Consider the following 13502-nt stretch of genomic DNA (forward strand, 5'->3'; position numbering starts at 1 on the left):
TGGTGGGTCGTGCAGGATTCGAACCTGCGACCAATTGATTAAAAGTCAACTGCTCTACCAACTGAGCTAACGACCCATTCGGGTGTTGCCTGAATTATCACTCGGCACCAATAAAATTGGTGGGTCGTGCAGGATTCGAACCTGCGACCAATTGATTAAAAGTCAACTGCTCTACCAACTGAGCTAACGACCCGAGTGGTGGGTGATGACGGGCTCGAACCGCCGACCCCCTCCGTGTAAAGGAGATGCTCTACCAACTGAGCTAATCACCCACTCTGTACTGCCGGAACTGCGTTAAGTGGTGGGTCGTGCAGGATTCGAACCTGCGACCAATTGATTAAAAGTCAACTGCTCTACCAACTGAGCTAACGACCCACTTTTATGCTGTTTTCACGTTGTTTGATATCCCGTGGCAACGGCGGCATATATTACTGATTTAAGAATTCTGCGCAACAAAAATTTCGATGAAGATCACTTAACTGCTTAGTAATCATGCTGCACGACCAGAAATAACGCGATTTCTGGTCATGCGATAATCATCCCATCGAATTCAGACGTTTTTGCGCCTGCTTAGCACCTTCGGTGCCCGGGAATTTAGAGACCACCTGCTGATAAACCGCTTTGGCTTTCGTAGTGTCGCCTTTGTCCTGCATGATGACGCCCACTTTGTACATCGCATCAGGCGCTTTTGGCGATTTCGGGTAGTTTTTTACCACGGAGGCAAAATAAAACGCCGCATCGTCCTTTTTACCCTTGTTGTAATTCAACTGACCGAGCCAGTAATTGGCATTTGGCTGATAAGTGGAATCAGGGTATTTCTTAACAAAGTTCTGAAACGCAGTAATCGCGTCATCCTGACGAGATTGATCCTGCACCAGGGCAATAGCCGCATTGTAGTCAGTATTCGCGTCACCGCTCTGTACAGGCGCGCCTGTTGAGGCTGAAGCATCAGCAGATGGCGCTGGCGCAGACGTCGCAGCACCGCTCTGATCGCCTGCGGCTGGCTGTGCTGCTGCACCACCGCTGCTCAGGCTATCTATCTGCAACAAGATTTGCTTCTGACGTTCCACAACCTGGTTAAGCTGATACTGGCTTTCCTGAATCTGACCGCGGAGAGAGTCAATATCATTCTGGTTATCGGAAAGCTGTTGCTGGAGTTGGGTTAAAAGCTGGCTATGAGCGTTAGAAATACGCTCGAGTTGAGTGACCCGGTCTTCTACCGAGCCTGAGCCGACACTACTGATTGGTGCCTGAGCAAAAGCGGCCCAGGGGGCCGCTATTCCAACCAGTAACGACAGACTCAACAGATGATGTCTGAAGTTACTGCTCATGCAATTCTCTTAGTAAACCAGTACGGCACGACGGTTTTTGGAGTAAGCCGCTTCGTCGTGACCCAGTACTGCAGGTTTTTCTTTACCGTAAGAAACGATGGAGATCTGGTCAGCAGAAACGCCTTTACCCTGCAGGTACATTTTAACAGCGTTAGCACGACGTTCACCCAGGGAGATGTTGTACTCTGGGGTACCACGTTCGTCCGCGTGACCTTCTACGGTGACTTTGTAAGATGGGTTGCTACGCAGGAAGTTAGCGTGCGCATCCAGCATCGCAGCGAAGTCAGAACGGATGTCGTATTTATCCAGATCGAAGTAAACGATGTTGTTCTGCTGCAGCTGCTGCATCTGAAGACGCGCTTGCTCTTCAGAAGACATGTTGCCATTGCCGTTCGCGTCCATACCGGTGCCGGCACCCATCATGCCTTCGCCGCTCTGGTCATTGCTGGCGTTCTTGTTAGAAGAACACGCTGCGATTGCCATTACAGGCAGAGCGATCATCAGCCCCTTCAGCACTTTGTTCAGTTGCATTTCTATGATTCCTTTAGTAATCAATTAATTATTATTTACAGATACGGCGACCAGGCAGGTGATTTTACCTGTCCATCAGTTGCCGGAATACGCGCTTTGAAACGCCCATCTGTAGAAACCAGATTCAGCACAGATCCCATCCCCTGAGAAGAGCTGTAGATTACCATCGTGCCGTTAGGTGCCAGACTTGGCGTTTCATCCAGGAACGTTGACGACAGAACTTGAACGCCACCCGCTACCAGATCTTGTTTGGCAATGTGCTGCTGCCCACCGTTGGAGCTCACCATTACCATAAATTTACCGTCGCTGCTCACGTCTGAGTTCTGGTTCTGCGAACCTTCCCAGGTAATACGCTGCGGAGCACCGCCGTTGATGTTGACTTTATAGATTTGTGGACGGCCGGCCTGGTCAGAAGTAAACGCCAGGTTTTGGCTGTCCGGGAACCATGAAGGTTCAGTGTTGTTGCTGCGACCGTCGGTAACCTGACGGATCTGACCAGAGCCAATATCCATCACGTACAGGTTCAGGCTACCGGTTTTTGACAGCGCAAAGGCCAGTTTAGAGCCGTCCGGAGAGAACGAAGGCGCACCGTTGTGACGTGGGAACGACGCTACCTGACGAACAGCACCGTTTGCCAGCGTCTGGATAACCAGCGCTGAGCGGCCGCTTTCGAAGGTTACATAGGCCAGTTTAGAACCGTCCGGAGACCAGGCTGGAGACATCAGCGGCTGTGAAGAACGTTTCACCAGGAACTGGTTGTAGCCGTCGTAGTCAGATACGCGCAGTTCGTACGGGAACTGACCACCGTTGGTCTGCACCACGTACGCGATACGGGTACGGAACGCACCTTTAATGCCGGTCAGTTTTTCAAATACCGCATCGCTGGCAGCATGTGCAGCATAGCGCAGGTATTGCTTAGTGACCTTGTAAGAGTTCTGTGCCAGAACGGTACCCGGTGCACCGCCGGTATCCACCAGCTGCCAGGCAACGTTGTAAGAGCCGTCCGGGTTAGGCGTAACCTGCCCCACAACCACGGCATCAATACCCAGCGCAGACCATGCTGCAGGCTGTACTTCCTGCGCGCTACCCGGCTGCTGAGGCAGACGAGAACGATCTAACGGGTTGAATTTACCGCTGTTACGCAGGTCAGCCGCCACGATGCCACCGGCATCTTCAGGTGCAGCGCCAGGACCGGCCCACTGGAACGGAACAACCCCGATTGGGCGTGCCGAGTCCACCCCCTGGGTGATCTCGATACGTACTTCTGCGTGCAGTACTGCTGCCCACAGCATTAAAAAACTAAATGCTACACGTAATGCCTGCTTCATCATATCTCCCTTATCCGGGTAACCTTACCCACGATAATTTAGCAGAATGTTAACAAACTCAAATAGACAAAACTACCAGAACCCTGTGACTAAACCTGGTCTATTTTTCCCCGTTTGCACGGAGAAAATGTAACTTAAGGTTTGAAGTCCAGCGGCGCATTTTTGAAGACTTCGTAAACAGCCTGAGACGGCGGTTTAGGCATCTTCGCCTGACGCGCTGCAGCCAGGGCCGCAGTACATAAAGCCGGGTCGCCACCTTCAGACTTGATATCCAGCAGCATGCCGTCCGGAGCCAGTTTTATACGCAACGTACACGTTTTACCGGTATAGGAAGACGCATCATAGAATCGGCTTTCAATAGCGGATTTAATCTGCGCGGCATAACCGTTGATTTCAGCCCCTGTCGCACCGTTACTCTTAGTGTTACCACTTCCCGTCGGCGCTGCGTTGTTTCCTTTCGCCCCACCGCCCGTTTTCGGTGCATTCTTACCTGAGCTCAAATCGCCCAGCAGATCGTCAACCCCTGCGGCAGCAGCGGCTTTTTCAGCGGCGGCAGCCTTTTTAGCTGCCGCTTTTTCAGCAGCCGCTTTCTTATCGGCAGCGGCCTTCTCAGCTGCAGCTTTTTTATCTGCAGCCGCTTTTTCAGCAGCGGCAGCTTTTTCTGCAGCCGCTTTCTCAGCAGCAGCGGCTTTCTTTGCAGCCTCGGCAGCAGCTTTCTTCTCTGCTTCCTGAGCGGCTTTCTTCGCGGCTTCCGCTTCGGCTTTCTTCTGAGCATCGGCAGCGGCTTTCTTCGCGGCTTCCGCTTCAGCTTTCTTCTGGGCATCAGCAGCGGCTTTCTTCGCGGCTTCCGCTTCAGCTTTCTTCTGAGCATCAGCAGCGGCTTTCTTCGCCGCTTCTGCCGCTAATTTTGCCTGGGCATCAGCCTGTGCTTTCGCGTCCGCTGCGGCTTTAGCTGCCGCCTCTTCCGCCTGCTTTTGCTGTTCCTGTGCTTTCTTCGCGGCCTCTTCGGCTTGTTTCTGCTGCTCTGCCTGCGCTTTCGCGGCTTCCTGCGCCTGCAAACGTTCCTTCTCAAGCTGCTTCAGACGCTCCTGCTCTGCGGCCTGCTTTTCACGCAGTTCTTCCGCCTGCTGTTGCGCCTGTTTTTCACGCTGCTCTTCAGCCCGTTTGGCACTCGCCTTCTGCTGTTGTTCGCGATTATAGTTCTGTACTACCGCACCGGGATCCACCATCACGGCGTCAATGGAAGACCCTCCACCGCCGCCGGCTGATGCATCAATATGCTCGTCGAACGAACTCCAGATCAGCGCTGCAAAGAGAATCACGTGCAGCACTGCGGAGACGATTATCGCTCGCTTAAGCTTGTCGTTCTGTTCGGTTGCCTTTGACACTATCGGTTCCCAAAAACTACGCGGATGATCAAATTGGTTGGGTCATTAAGCCAACTGACTTAACACCCGCACTATGTAGCAAGTTCAGCGCTTTAATAATTTCATCGTAGGGTACGTCTTTTGCGCCACCGATTAAGAAGACCGTTTTCGGATTTGACTCCAGACGACGCTGCGCTTCAGCAATAACCTGCTCAGGCGGCAGCTGATCCATACGATCTTTCTCTACTACGACGCTGTATTGCCCTACGCCGGAAACCTCAATGATAACCGGAGGATCGTCATTGGTGCTCACCGCCTGTGATTCTGTCGCATCCGGCAGATCCACTTCCACGCTCTGGGTAATGATTGGCGCTGTTGCCATGAAGATCAGCAGCAGTACCAGCAGGACATCCAGCAGTGGAACGATATTGATTTCGGACTTGAGCTCGCGACGACCTCGTCCACGCGATCTGGCCATGGTTTACCCCTTGTTGCTCTCGGTGCTGGTAAACGCCTGACGGTGCAGAATCGCAGTGAACTCTTCCATAAAGTTGTCGTAGTTCAGTTCCAGTTTGTTCACGCGCTGGTTCAGACGGTTGTAAGCCATAACCGCAGGAATTGCCGCAAACAGACCGATAGCGGTCGCAATCAGTGCTTCAGCGATACCCGGTGCAACCATCTGCAACGTCGCCTGCTTCACCGCGCCCAGCGCGATAAAGGCGTGCATGATCCCCCACACGGTACCAAACAGACCGATATACGGGCTGATGGAGCCGACAGTGCCGAGGAAAGGAATGTGCGTTTCAAGGTTTTCCAGTTCACGGTTCATAGAGATACGCATCGCACGCGAGGCACCTTCCACCACCGCTTCCGGCGCATGATTGTTTGCACGATGCAGACGAGCAAACTCTTTGAAACCGCTGTAGAAAATTTGCTCGGAGCCGGTCAGGTTTTCACGGCGTCCCTGGCTCTCCTGGTACAGACGAGAAAGCTCAATACCCGACCAGAACTTATCTTCAAACGCTTCAGCTTCACGGCCGGCGGCATTGAGGATACGCGTTCTCTGGATGATGATGGCCCAGGATGCGATTGAAAAACCAATCAAAATCAACATGATAAGTTTAACCAGAAGGCTTGCCTTCAGGAACAAATCAAGGATATTCATGTCAGTCACTGCTTAAACTCCGCGACAATAGACTTAGGAAGCGCACGAGGCTTCATTATGGTTGGATCAACACAAACAATCAGTACTTCAGCTGAGTTCAGTACGGTATTCTCTGCGTTGACTATCCGCTGCGTGAAAACCAGTGAGGTCCCACGCATTGATGTAATTTCAGTTTGGACTTCGAGCATATCGTCGAGTCTGGCAGGCGCAAAATACTCAAGCGTCATCTTGCGTACCACGAAGGCAACTCGCTCAGCCAACAGAACCTGTTGACTAAAGTGATGATGGCGCAGCATCTCTGTGCGTGCCCGTTCATAAAAAGCAACGTAGCTGGCGTGGTAAACCACACCACCGGCATCGGTATCTTCGTAATAGACACGAACCGGCCATCGAAACAGCGTTGTATTCACTTTACATCCCGGTAATGCAACAAAAGTTAGAGCTTTTAAACTTCGCTACTATACGCGCGGGAAAGAGGGTTGGGAATGGGGGAAAGTAAACGGAGAGTAAATTTTTATGGGCTCGGGTAAGCCCATAACGTTAACGGACATTTCTTATTCAGAAGAAGAAGAAAATCAAACCGGCGAGAAGCACCAGATCGGCAATCAGCGGGCAGAAAATTCCCTGCCAGTGAACGGCTTTCGGACGAAAGCCCACGCCGTGGATCACACCTGCGCACACCGCCCACATAATAAGGAAGCCGTGCCAGATTTCAAGCTCGCTGGTTTTCGCTGCAAAGCGCGAAGGGTCCCAGAAGATACAGCCTGCCAGCAGTAATGCCATCACTAAAGAAAGCGCCCGTAACGGGCGCTTATCCATTACCGCGTAAAGTTTCGCGATAATATTCATCAGTGTTTTTCTTCACCCGCTTTGGTCGCTTCAACGTGCTCAAGCGCCAGGGCAGTGATGACACCAAATGCACAGGCAAGAAGCGTCCCTAAAATCCATGCGAAATACCACATATTCAGCTCCTTACTTAGTACATAGAGTGGGTGTTGCTTTCGATATGTTCTTTCGTGATGCGACCGAACATTTTCCAGTAGCACCAGATGGTGTAGGCCAGAACGATCGGAACGAACACGCAAGCAACATACGTCATCAGGTTCAGCGTCATGTGGCTGGACGTAGCATCCCACATGGTCAGGCTAGCATTCAGCATGGTGCTGGATGGCATGACGAACGGGAACATCGCAATACCCGCCGTCAGGATGATGCATGCCAGAGTCAGTGAAGAGAACACGAACGCCAGCGCACCTTTTTCCAGACGAGACGTCAACATGGTCAGCAGCGGCAGCAGCACGCCCAGCGCCGGGATCGCCCACAGCACAGGGGTATTGTTGAAGTTCACAAGCCAAGCGCCAGCCTGACGCGCCACTTCTTTGGTCAGCGGGTTAGACGGTGCGGTGTGGTTAATGGCAGACGTCACCACGTAGCCATCAATGCCGTACACCACCCAAACGCCGGCCAGCGCGAAGCAAACCAGCGTAACCAGCGCAGCAACCTGAGCCGTCGCGCGGGAGCGCAGATGCAGCTCGCCTACAGTACGCATCTGCAGGTAGGTTGCGCCCTGAGTGATGATCATCGCCACGCTGACGACACCGGCCAGCAGACCAAACGGATTCAGCAGTTGGAAGAAGTTACCGGTGTAGTAAAGACGCATGTATTCGTCCAGGTGGAACGGTACGCCCTGCAGCAGGTTACCAAACGCCACGCCGATCACCAGCGGTGGAACGAAGCTACCGATGAAGATGCCCCAGTCCCACATGTTGCGCCAGCGGGTATCTTCAATCTTCGAACGGTAGTCGAAACCGACCGGACGGAAGAATAAAGAGGCCAGCACCAGAATCATCGCCACATAGAAACCGGAGAACGCAGCCGCGTAGACCATCGGCCAGGCAGCGAACAGCGCGCCGCCTGCGGTGATCAGCCACACCTGGTTACCGTCCCAGTGCGGAGCGATGGAGTTGATCATGATTCGACGCTCGGTGTCATTACGACCGAGGAAACGGGTGAGCATCCCCACCCCCATGTCGAAACCATCCGTGACGGCGAAACCGATCAGCAGAACGCCGACCAGCAGCCACCAGATAAAACGCAATACTTCATAATCGATCATTTGATGACTCCTGTCTTAGCGTGCCGGCTGAGTAGTCGCAGTGGACTGCTCGTAGTGATAGCGACCGGTTTTCAGGCTGCTTGGGCCAAGGCGCGCGAACTTGAACATCAGGAACAGTTCAGCCACCAGGAACAGGGTGTACAGACCACAAATCAGCAGCATGGAGAAGATCAGGTCGCCTGCGGTCAGGGACGAGTTCGCCACCGCCGTTGGCAGGACCTCACCGATCGCCCATGGCTGACGGCCATACTCCGCAACAAACCAGCCGGATTCAATTGCGATCCACGGCAGTGGAATACCGTAAAGCGCGGTGCGCAGCAGCCATTTTTTCTCGCCGATGCGGTTGCGAATCACAGACCAGAAGGACGCCGCAATGATCAGCAGCATGATGATGCCGCAGCCCACCATGATACGGAATGCGAAGTACAGAGGCGCAACGCGTGGAATCGAGTCTTTGGTTGCCATCTGGATCTGCGCTTCCGTCGCATCAGAAACGTTCGGGGTATAACGCTTCAGCAGCAGGCCATAACCCAGATCTTTCTTCACGTCGTTAAACTGGTCGCGGACGGTCTGGTCTGTAGAGCCAGCACGCAGCTGTTCCAGCAGCGAGTAGGCTTTCATACCGTTACGAATACGCTCTTCGTGCTGAACCATCAGCTCTTTCAGACCCGTCACCTGCTTATCAACAGAACGAGTGGCAATGATACCCAGCGCGTAAGGAATCTGAATGGCAAAGCGGTTTTCCTGCGCGTCCTGATCGGGAATACCGAACAGCGTAAAGGCAGCAGGCGCCGGCTGGGTTTCCCATTCGGCTTCGATGGCGGCCAGTTTGGTTTTTTGCACGTCACCCATTTCGTAACCGGATTCATCACCCAGAACGATAACAGAGAGGATGGCAGCCATACCGAAGCTTGCAGCGATAGCAAAGGAGCGCTTAGCAAACGCGAAGTCACGACCACGCAGCATATAGTAAGAACTGATGCCCAGCACAAACATCGCGCCGCACACGTAGCCAGAAGCGACGGTGTGAACGAATTTAACCTGAGCAACCGGGTTCAGGACCAGCTCGGCAAAGCTGACCATCTCCATACGCATGGTTTCGAAGTTGAAATCAGACGCGATAGGGTTCTGCATCCAGCCGTTCGCAACCAGGATCCACAGCGCGGACAGGTTCGAACCTAATGCCACAAGCCAGGTCACCGCCATATGCTGGACTTTACCCAGACGGTCCCAACCGAAGAAGAACAGACCTACAAAGGTGGATTCGAGGAAGAATGCCATCAGACCTTCAATGGCCAGCGGCGCACCGAAGATATCCCCTACATAGTGGGAATAGTAAGACCAGTTAGTCCCGAACTGGAACTCCATGGTCAAACCGGTTGCCACGCCCAGTGCGAAGTTGATACCAAACAACTTGCCCCAGAACTTGGTCATATCTTTATAAATCTGTTTGCCGGAGAGAACGTATACCGTTTCCATAATGGCCAGCAGGAACGCCATACCGAGCGTCAGTGGCACAAACAGGAAGTGGTACATCGCGGTCAAGGCAAACTGTAAGCGCGACAGTTCGACTATATCTAACATCATGACTCCTTGCTCATCGCATGAAGACTCCGAGAGTGGACCCCGTCAGAAAGAGATCCACACGCATGCCCCAATACAAATTATTCGCATCCTTGTCGTCGTTATTACCCTGAGGGAGGATAAAAACGATGACGTGAGGTTACAAATACGTTAATAAAAAACTCAAATTGATCCCGCAAATATAATACGCTGCAAAACCCTTACAATAAACAGGTTTTTATTGAATCACATTTACGTTTTTCGACGGCGATCAATTTATAGCAAAATTACCACTTTTCGGCCATTTTGATCGGGAACAATTTAGCGCTTTTCAGCGCCTTTTTCCAAGGATTAAACATTGATTTAAATCAAAAACAATTCTTAATGTTAATTGTGTTTTGATGTGGTGAACATGGTAAAAACCATGTTAAAGATATGTATATGAAATACAATTAAGGTTATCGAATCGACGGATGAATATAAACAGAAGTGATTTTTATTAACTCAGTTACGCTTAATGACTGATTTATTCAGGACATAAATTTTAGTGCGTTTTTTATTTTTTTCCATCTGCTCTCTTAAAGGCAAATAAATAACAATTATTTTACTTTTACATCCTCTCTAATTAACACCCAATTGTGACTATTGCATGACGCCCGGCAGGCAATAAAAAAGGCCGCTTTACAGCGGCCAACCATGTCGAAACGGACATTTTTATACTGCAACGCCCCCCTTTCGGGGAGCAGAGAGGACTTACTTAATGATGGATTTCAGTGCTTCGCCGATATCCGCCAGGCTGCGAACGGTTTTCACGCCTGCGGCTTCCAGCGCTGCGAATTTCTCATCAGCCGTACCCTTACCACCGGCGATGATCGCGCCTGCGTGACCCATACGCTTGCCTTTCGGCGCAGTCACACCCGCGATGTAGCCCACAACTGGCTTGGTCACGTGTTCTTTGATGTAAGCAGCCGCTTCTTCTTCCGCGCTACCACCGATCTCACCGATCATCACGATCGCTTCGGTCTGTGGATCTTCCTGGAACAGCTTCAGGATGTCGATGAAGTTAGAGCCCGGGATCGGGTCACCGCCGATGCCCACGCAGGTGGACTGGCCGAAACCGTAGTCGGTGGTCTGCTTAACCGCTTCATAGGTCAGGGTACCGGAACGGGACACGATGCCCACTTTACCCGGTTTGTGAATGTGGCCCGGCATGATGCCGATTTTGCATTCGCCCGGGGTGATAACGCCTGGGCAGTTCGGGCCAATCATACGCACGCCAGCTTCATCCAGCTTCACCTTCACGGTCAGCATATCCAGCGTCGGGATGCCTTCGGTGATGGTGATGATCAGTTTGATGCCTGCGTCGATCGCTTCCAGAATAGAGTCTTTGCAGAACGGTGCCGGAACGTAGATCACGGTCGCGGTGGCGCCCGTCGCTTCTACGGCTTCACGCACGGTGTTAAACACAGGCAGGCCCAGGTGGGTGGTGCCGCCTTTACCTGGCGTAACACCGCCAACCATCTGCGTACCGTAGGCAATTGCCTGTTCGGAGTGGAAAGTCCCCTGGCTACCGGTGAAGCCCTGGCAGATAACCTTGGTATCTTTATTAATTAAAACTGACATTATTTCCCCTCCACTGCGGCAACAACCTGCTGAGCTGCATCCGTCAGACTTTTCGCTGCAATAATATTCAGGCCGCTGTCAGCCAGTTTTTTCGCGCCGAGTTCAGCGTTGTTACCTTCCAGACGCACAACCACGGGAACGTTAACACCTACTTCTTCTACCGCGCCGATGATACCGTCGGCGATCAGGTCGCAACGGACGATACCGCCGAAGATGTTAACCAGAACGGCCTTCACGTTGTCGTCAGAGAGAATGATTTTGAACGCTTCGGTTACGCGCTCTTTGGTTGCGCCACCGCCCACGTCGAGGAAGTTTGCTGGCTCACCGCCGTGCAGCTTAACGATGTCCATGGTGCCCATTGCCAGGCCCGCACCGTTAACCATGCAGCCAATGTTGCCGTCCAGCGCCACGTAGTTCAGTTCCCACTGCGCAGCCTGTGCTTCACGCGGGTCTTCCTGAGACTGGTCGCGCATTTCGCGCAGATCCGGCTGGCGGAACAGCGCGTTGCCGTCAGCGCCCAGCTTGCCGTCGAGGCAGATCAGATCGCCTTGGGTGGTGATCACCAGTGGGTTGATCTCGATCAGCGCCAGATCGCGCTCCAGGAAGATAGTTGCCAGACCCATGAAGATCTTGGTGAACTGCTGAACCAGTTTACCTTCCAGGCCCAGCTTGAACGCCAGCTCGCGACCCTGGTAAGGCATTGGGCCTGCCAGCGGATCGATAGCCACTTTGTGGATCAGGTGCGGGGTCTCTTCCGCCACTTTTTCGATTTCCACGCCGCCTTCGGTAGACGCCATGAACACCACGCGACGGGAGCTACGGTCAACAACCGCGCCCAGATAAAGTTCTTTCGCGATGTCGGTCGCCGCTTCCACCAGGATCTGGTTAACCGGCTGGCCGTTCGCATCTGTCTGGTACGTTACCAGACGCTTGCCGAGCCAATGTTCAGCAAACGCACGAATCTCTTCTTTGCTCTTAACAACCTTCACACCGCCCGCTTTACCACGGCCACCAGCGTGAACCTGACACTTAACTACCCAAGGGCCGGAACCGATTTTAGATGCGGCTTCTTCTGCTTCACGCGGGGTAGTACAGGCATAACCCACCGGAGCCGGTAAGCCATACCGGGCAAACAGCTGTTTGGCCTGATATTCATGTAAGTTCATGTGTTCTATCCATCCTTCAGGTAATCGTTAGGTCGTGCTTTTATTGGCCCGGCAGCCATACGCCGCCGGGCAAGACTGCAAAACTAGACGTCCAGCAGCAGACGGGTTGGATCTTCCAGTAGCTCTTTAATCGCGACCAGGAAGCCCACGGACTCGCGGCCGTCGATCAGGCGGTGATCGTAAGAGAGCGCCAGGTACATCATTGGCAGGATCTCAACTTTACCGTCTACCGCCATAGGGCGATCTTTGATGGCATGCATACCCAGGATCGCGCTCTGCGGCGGGTTAATGATCGGGGTAGACATCAGCGAGCCGAATACGCCGCCGTTGGTAATGGTGAAGTTACCGCCGGTCAGGTCGTCTACGGTCAGCTTGCCGTCGCGGCCTTTCACGGCCAGCTCTTTAATGTTCTTCTCGATGTCAGCCATACCCAGGGTATCCACATCACGCAGAACCGGCGTTACCAGGCCGCGTGGAGTAGAAACCGCCATGCTGACGTCGAAATAGTTGTGGTAAACCACGTCATCGCCATCGATGGACGCGTTCACTTCCGGATAGCGTTTCAGCGCTTCAACCACCGCCTTCACGTAGAAGGACATAAAGCCCAGACGGATACCGTGACGTTTTTCAAACGCGTCACCGTACTGCTTGCGCAGGTCCATGATTGGCTTCATGTTCACTTCGTTGAAGGTGGTCAGCATCGCGGTAGAGTTTTTCGCTTCCAGCAGACGCTCGGCAACGCGCTTACGCAGGCGGGTCATCGGCACGCGTTTTTCGCTGCGGGCACCCAGCGCAGGCTGAGCTGCTGGCGCCGCCGCAGGAGCTTTCGCTTCGGCCTGAGCAGGCGCTTTCGCCAGATGCTTGTCGATGTCTTCACGGGTCAGACGACCGCCCACACCGGTGCCTTTAATGGCTGCCGGGTCAAGGCTGTGTTCCGCCAGCAGGCGACGGATCGCCGGGCTGAGGGCATCGTTAGACTGTTCTTCCAGAGAAGCCTGCTGGCGCTGCGCCGGCGTAGAGGCTTTCTCTTCAGATTTAGCGCTGGACTCTTTGCCCGCGCTGTTGCCTTCACGCAGGCGACCCAGGATCTGACGAGAGGTGACGGTAGTACCTTCATCTTCCAGCACCGCGTCCAGAACGCCATCCGCCGAAGCCGGTACTTCCAGTACCACTTTGTCAGTTTCGATTTCTACCAGCACTTCATCGCGCTTAACGGCATCGCCTGGTTTTTTGTGCCAGGTAGCGACGGTCGCATCTGCTACGGATTCAGGCAGGTCGGGAACAAGAATATCTACGCTACTCATTATGTATC

At 53.2% G+C, this 13502-nt stretch carries 14 protein-coding genes and 4 tRNA genes; all 18 read right to left on the reverse strand.

All coding sequences use genetic code 11. From position 1 onward, the window contains the following. A tRNA-Lys gene (locus F0319_RS00005) sits at window positions 1–76 on the reverse strand. Window positions 77–117: 41 nt separating this feature from the next. After that, window positions 118–193, reverse strand: a tRNA-Lys gene (locus F0319_RS00010). Between the two features lie 3 nt (window positions 194–196). Further along, window positions 197–272, reverse strand: a tRNA-Val gene (locus F0319_RS00015). A gap of 27 nt (window positions 273–299) precedes the next feature. Beyond that, window positions 300–375: transfer RNA gene (locus F0319_RS00020), tRNA-Lys, on the reverse strand. Between the two features lie 161 nt (window positions 376–536). Next, entirely contained in the window at window positions 537–1331 is a 795-nt protein-coding gene (cpoB, locus tag F0319_RS00025; protein ID WP_149366016.1) for a cell division protein CpoB, read from the reverse strand. Window positions 1332–1340: 9 nt separating this feature from the next. Then, window positions 1341–1862 (reverse strand): peptidoglycan-associated lipoprotein Pal, encoded by a 522-nt coding sequence (gene pal, locus F0319_RS00030; protein WP_003858578.1) that lies wholly within the window; start codon window positions 1860–1862, stop codon window positions 1341–1343. A gap of 35 nt (window positions 1863–1897) precedes the next feature. Beyond that, the gene (gene tolB / locus F0319_RS00035; RefSeq protein WP_008501103.1) at window positions 1898–3190 is read right to left on the reverse strand and encodes a Tol-Pal system beta propeller repeat protein TolB; all 1293 of its coding nucleotides are present in this window, start codon (window positions 3188–3190) and stop codon (window positions 1898–1900) included. 134 nt (window positions 3191–3324) lie between these two features. Continuing rightward, window positions 3325–4578 carry a cell envelope integrity protein TolA gene (gene tolA, locus F0319_RS00040; RefSeq protein ID WP_116343915.1) on the reverse strand — a complete coding sequence of 418 codons (1254 nt, stop codon included), beginning with the start codon at window positions 4576–4578 and terminating at the stop codon, window positions 3325–3327. Window positions 4579–4606: 28 nt separating this feature from the next. Then, window positions 4607–5035 carry a colicin uptake protein TolR gene (gene tolR, locus F0319_RS00045; RefSeq protein ID WP_003858589.1) on the reverse strand — a complete coding sequence of 143 codons (429 nt, stop codon included), beginning with the start codon at window positions 5033–5035 and terminating at the stop codon, window positions 4607–4609. 3 nt (window positions 5036–5038) lie between these two features. Then, window positions 5039–5731 (reverse strand): Tol-Pal system protein TolQ, encoded by a 693-nt coding sequence (gene tolQ, locus F0319_RS00050; protein ID WP_008501101.1) that lies wholly within the window; start codon window positions 5729–5731, stop codon window positions 5039–5041. Then, on the reverse strand, window positions 5728–6132 hold the full coding sequence (gene ybgC, locus F0319_RS00055) for a tol-pal system-associated acyl-CoA thioesterase (protein WP_003858593.1): 405 nt from the start codon (window positions 6130–6132) through the stop codon (window positions 5728–5730). The genes tolQ and ybgC overlap by 4 nt, the downstream gene beginning before the upstream one ends. 148 nt (window positions 6133–6280) lie before the next feature. Beyond that, on the reverse strand, window positions 6281–6571 hold the full coding sequence (gene ybgE, locus F0319_RS00060; RefSeq protein WP_008501100.1) for a cyd operon protein YbgE: 291 nt from the start codon (window positions 6569–6571) through the stop codon (window positions 6281–6283). Next, a complete protein-coding gene (cydX, locus tag F0319_RS00065) occupies window positions 6571–6684 on the reverse strand; it encodes a cytochrome bd-I oxidase subunit CydX (protein WP_003858598.1) in 114 nt (37 codons plus the stop codon). Before cydX ends, ybgE begins: the two co-directional genes overlap by 1 nt. 14 nt (window positions 6685–6698) lie before the next feature. Then, a complete protein-coding gene (cydB, locus tag F0319_RS00070; protein ID WP_023293006.1) occupies window positions 6699–7838 on the reverse strand; it encodes a cytochrome d ubiquinol oxidase subunit II in 1140 nt (379 codons plus the stop codon). A gap of 15 nt (window positions 7839–7853) precedes the next feature. Continuing rightward, window positions 7854–9422: a cytochrome ubiquinol oxidase subunit I gene (gene cydA / locus F0319_RS00075; protein WP_032638923.1), complete on the reverse strand. Its 1569-nt coding sequence runs from the start codon at window positions 9420–9422 to the stop codon at window positions 7854–7856. Between the two features lie 732 nt (window positions 9423–10154). Beyond that, complete coding sequence (gene sucD / locus F0319_RS00080) at window positions 10155–11024, reverse strand: succinate--CoA ligase subunit alpha (protein ID WP_008501094.1); 870 nt, start codon at window positions 11022–11024, stop codon at window positions 10155–10157. Continuing rightward, window positions 11024–12190: an ADP-forming succinate--CoA ligase subunit beta gene (gene sucC, locus F0319_RS00085; RefSeq protein ID WP_006809579.1), complete on the reverse strand. Its 1167-nt coding sequence runs from the start codon at window positions 12188–12190 to the stop codon at window positions 11024–11026. Before sucC ends, sucD begins: the two co-directional genes overlap by 1 nt. An 83-nt stretch (window positions 12191–12273) precedes the next feature. Beyond that, window positions 12274–13494 carry a 2-oxoglutarate dehydrogenase complex dihydrolipoyllysine-residue succinyltransferase gene (odhB, locus tag F0319_RS00090; RefSeq protein WP_008501093.1) on the reverse strand — a complete coding sequence of 407 codons (1221 nt, stop codon included), beginning with the start codon at window positions 13492–13494 and terminating at the stop codon, window positions 12274–12276. Between the last annotated feature and the right edge of the window lie 8 nt (window positions 13495–13502).

The sequence above is a fragment of the Enterobacter vonholyi genome (genome assembly GCF_008364555.1).
Lineage (GTDB): Bacteria > Pseudomonadota > Gammaproteobacteria > Enterobacterales > Enterobacteriaceae > Enterobacter > Enterobacter vonholyi.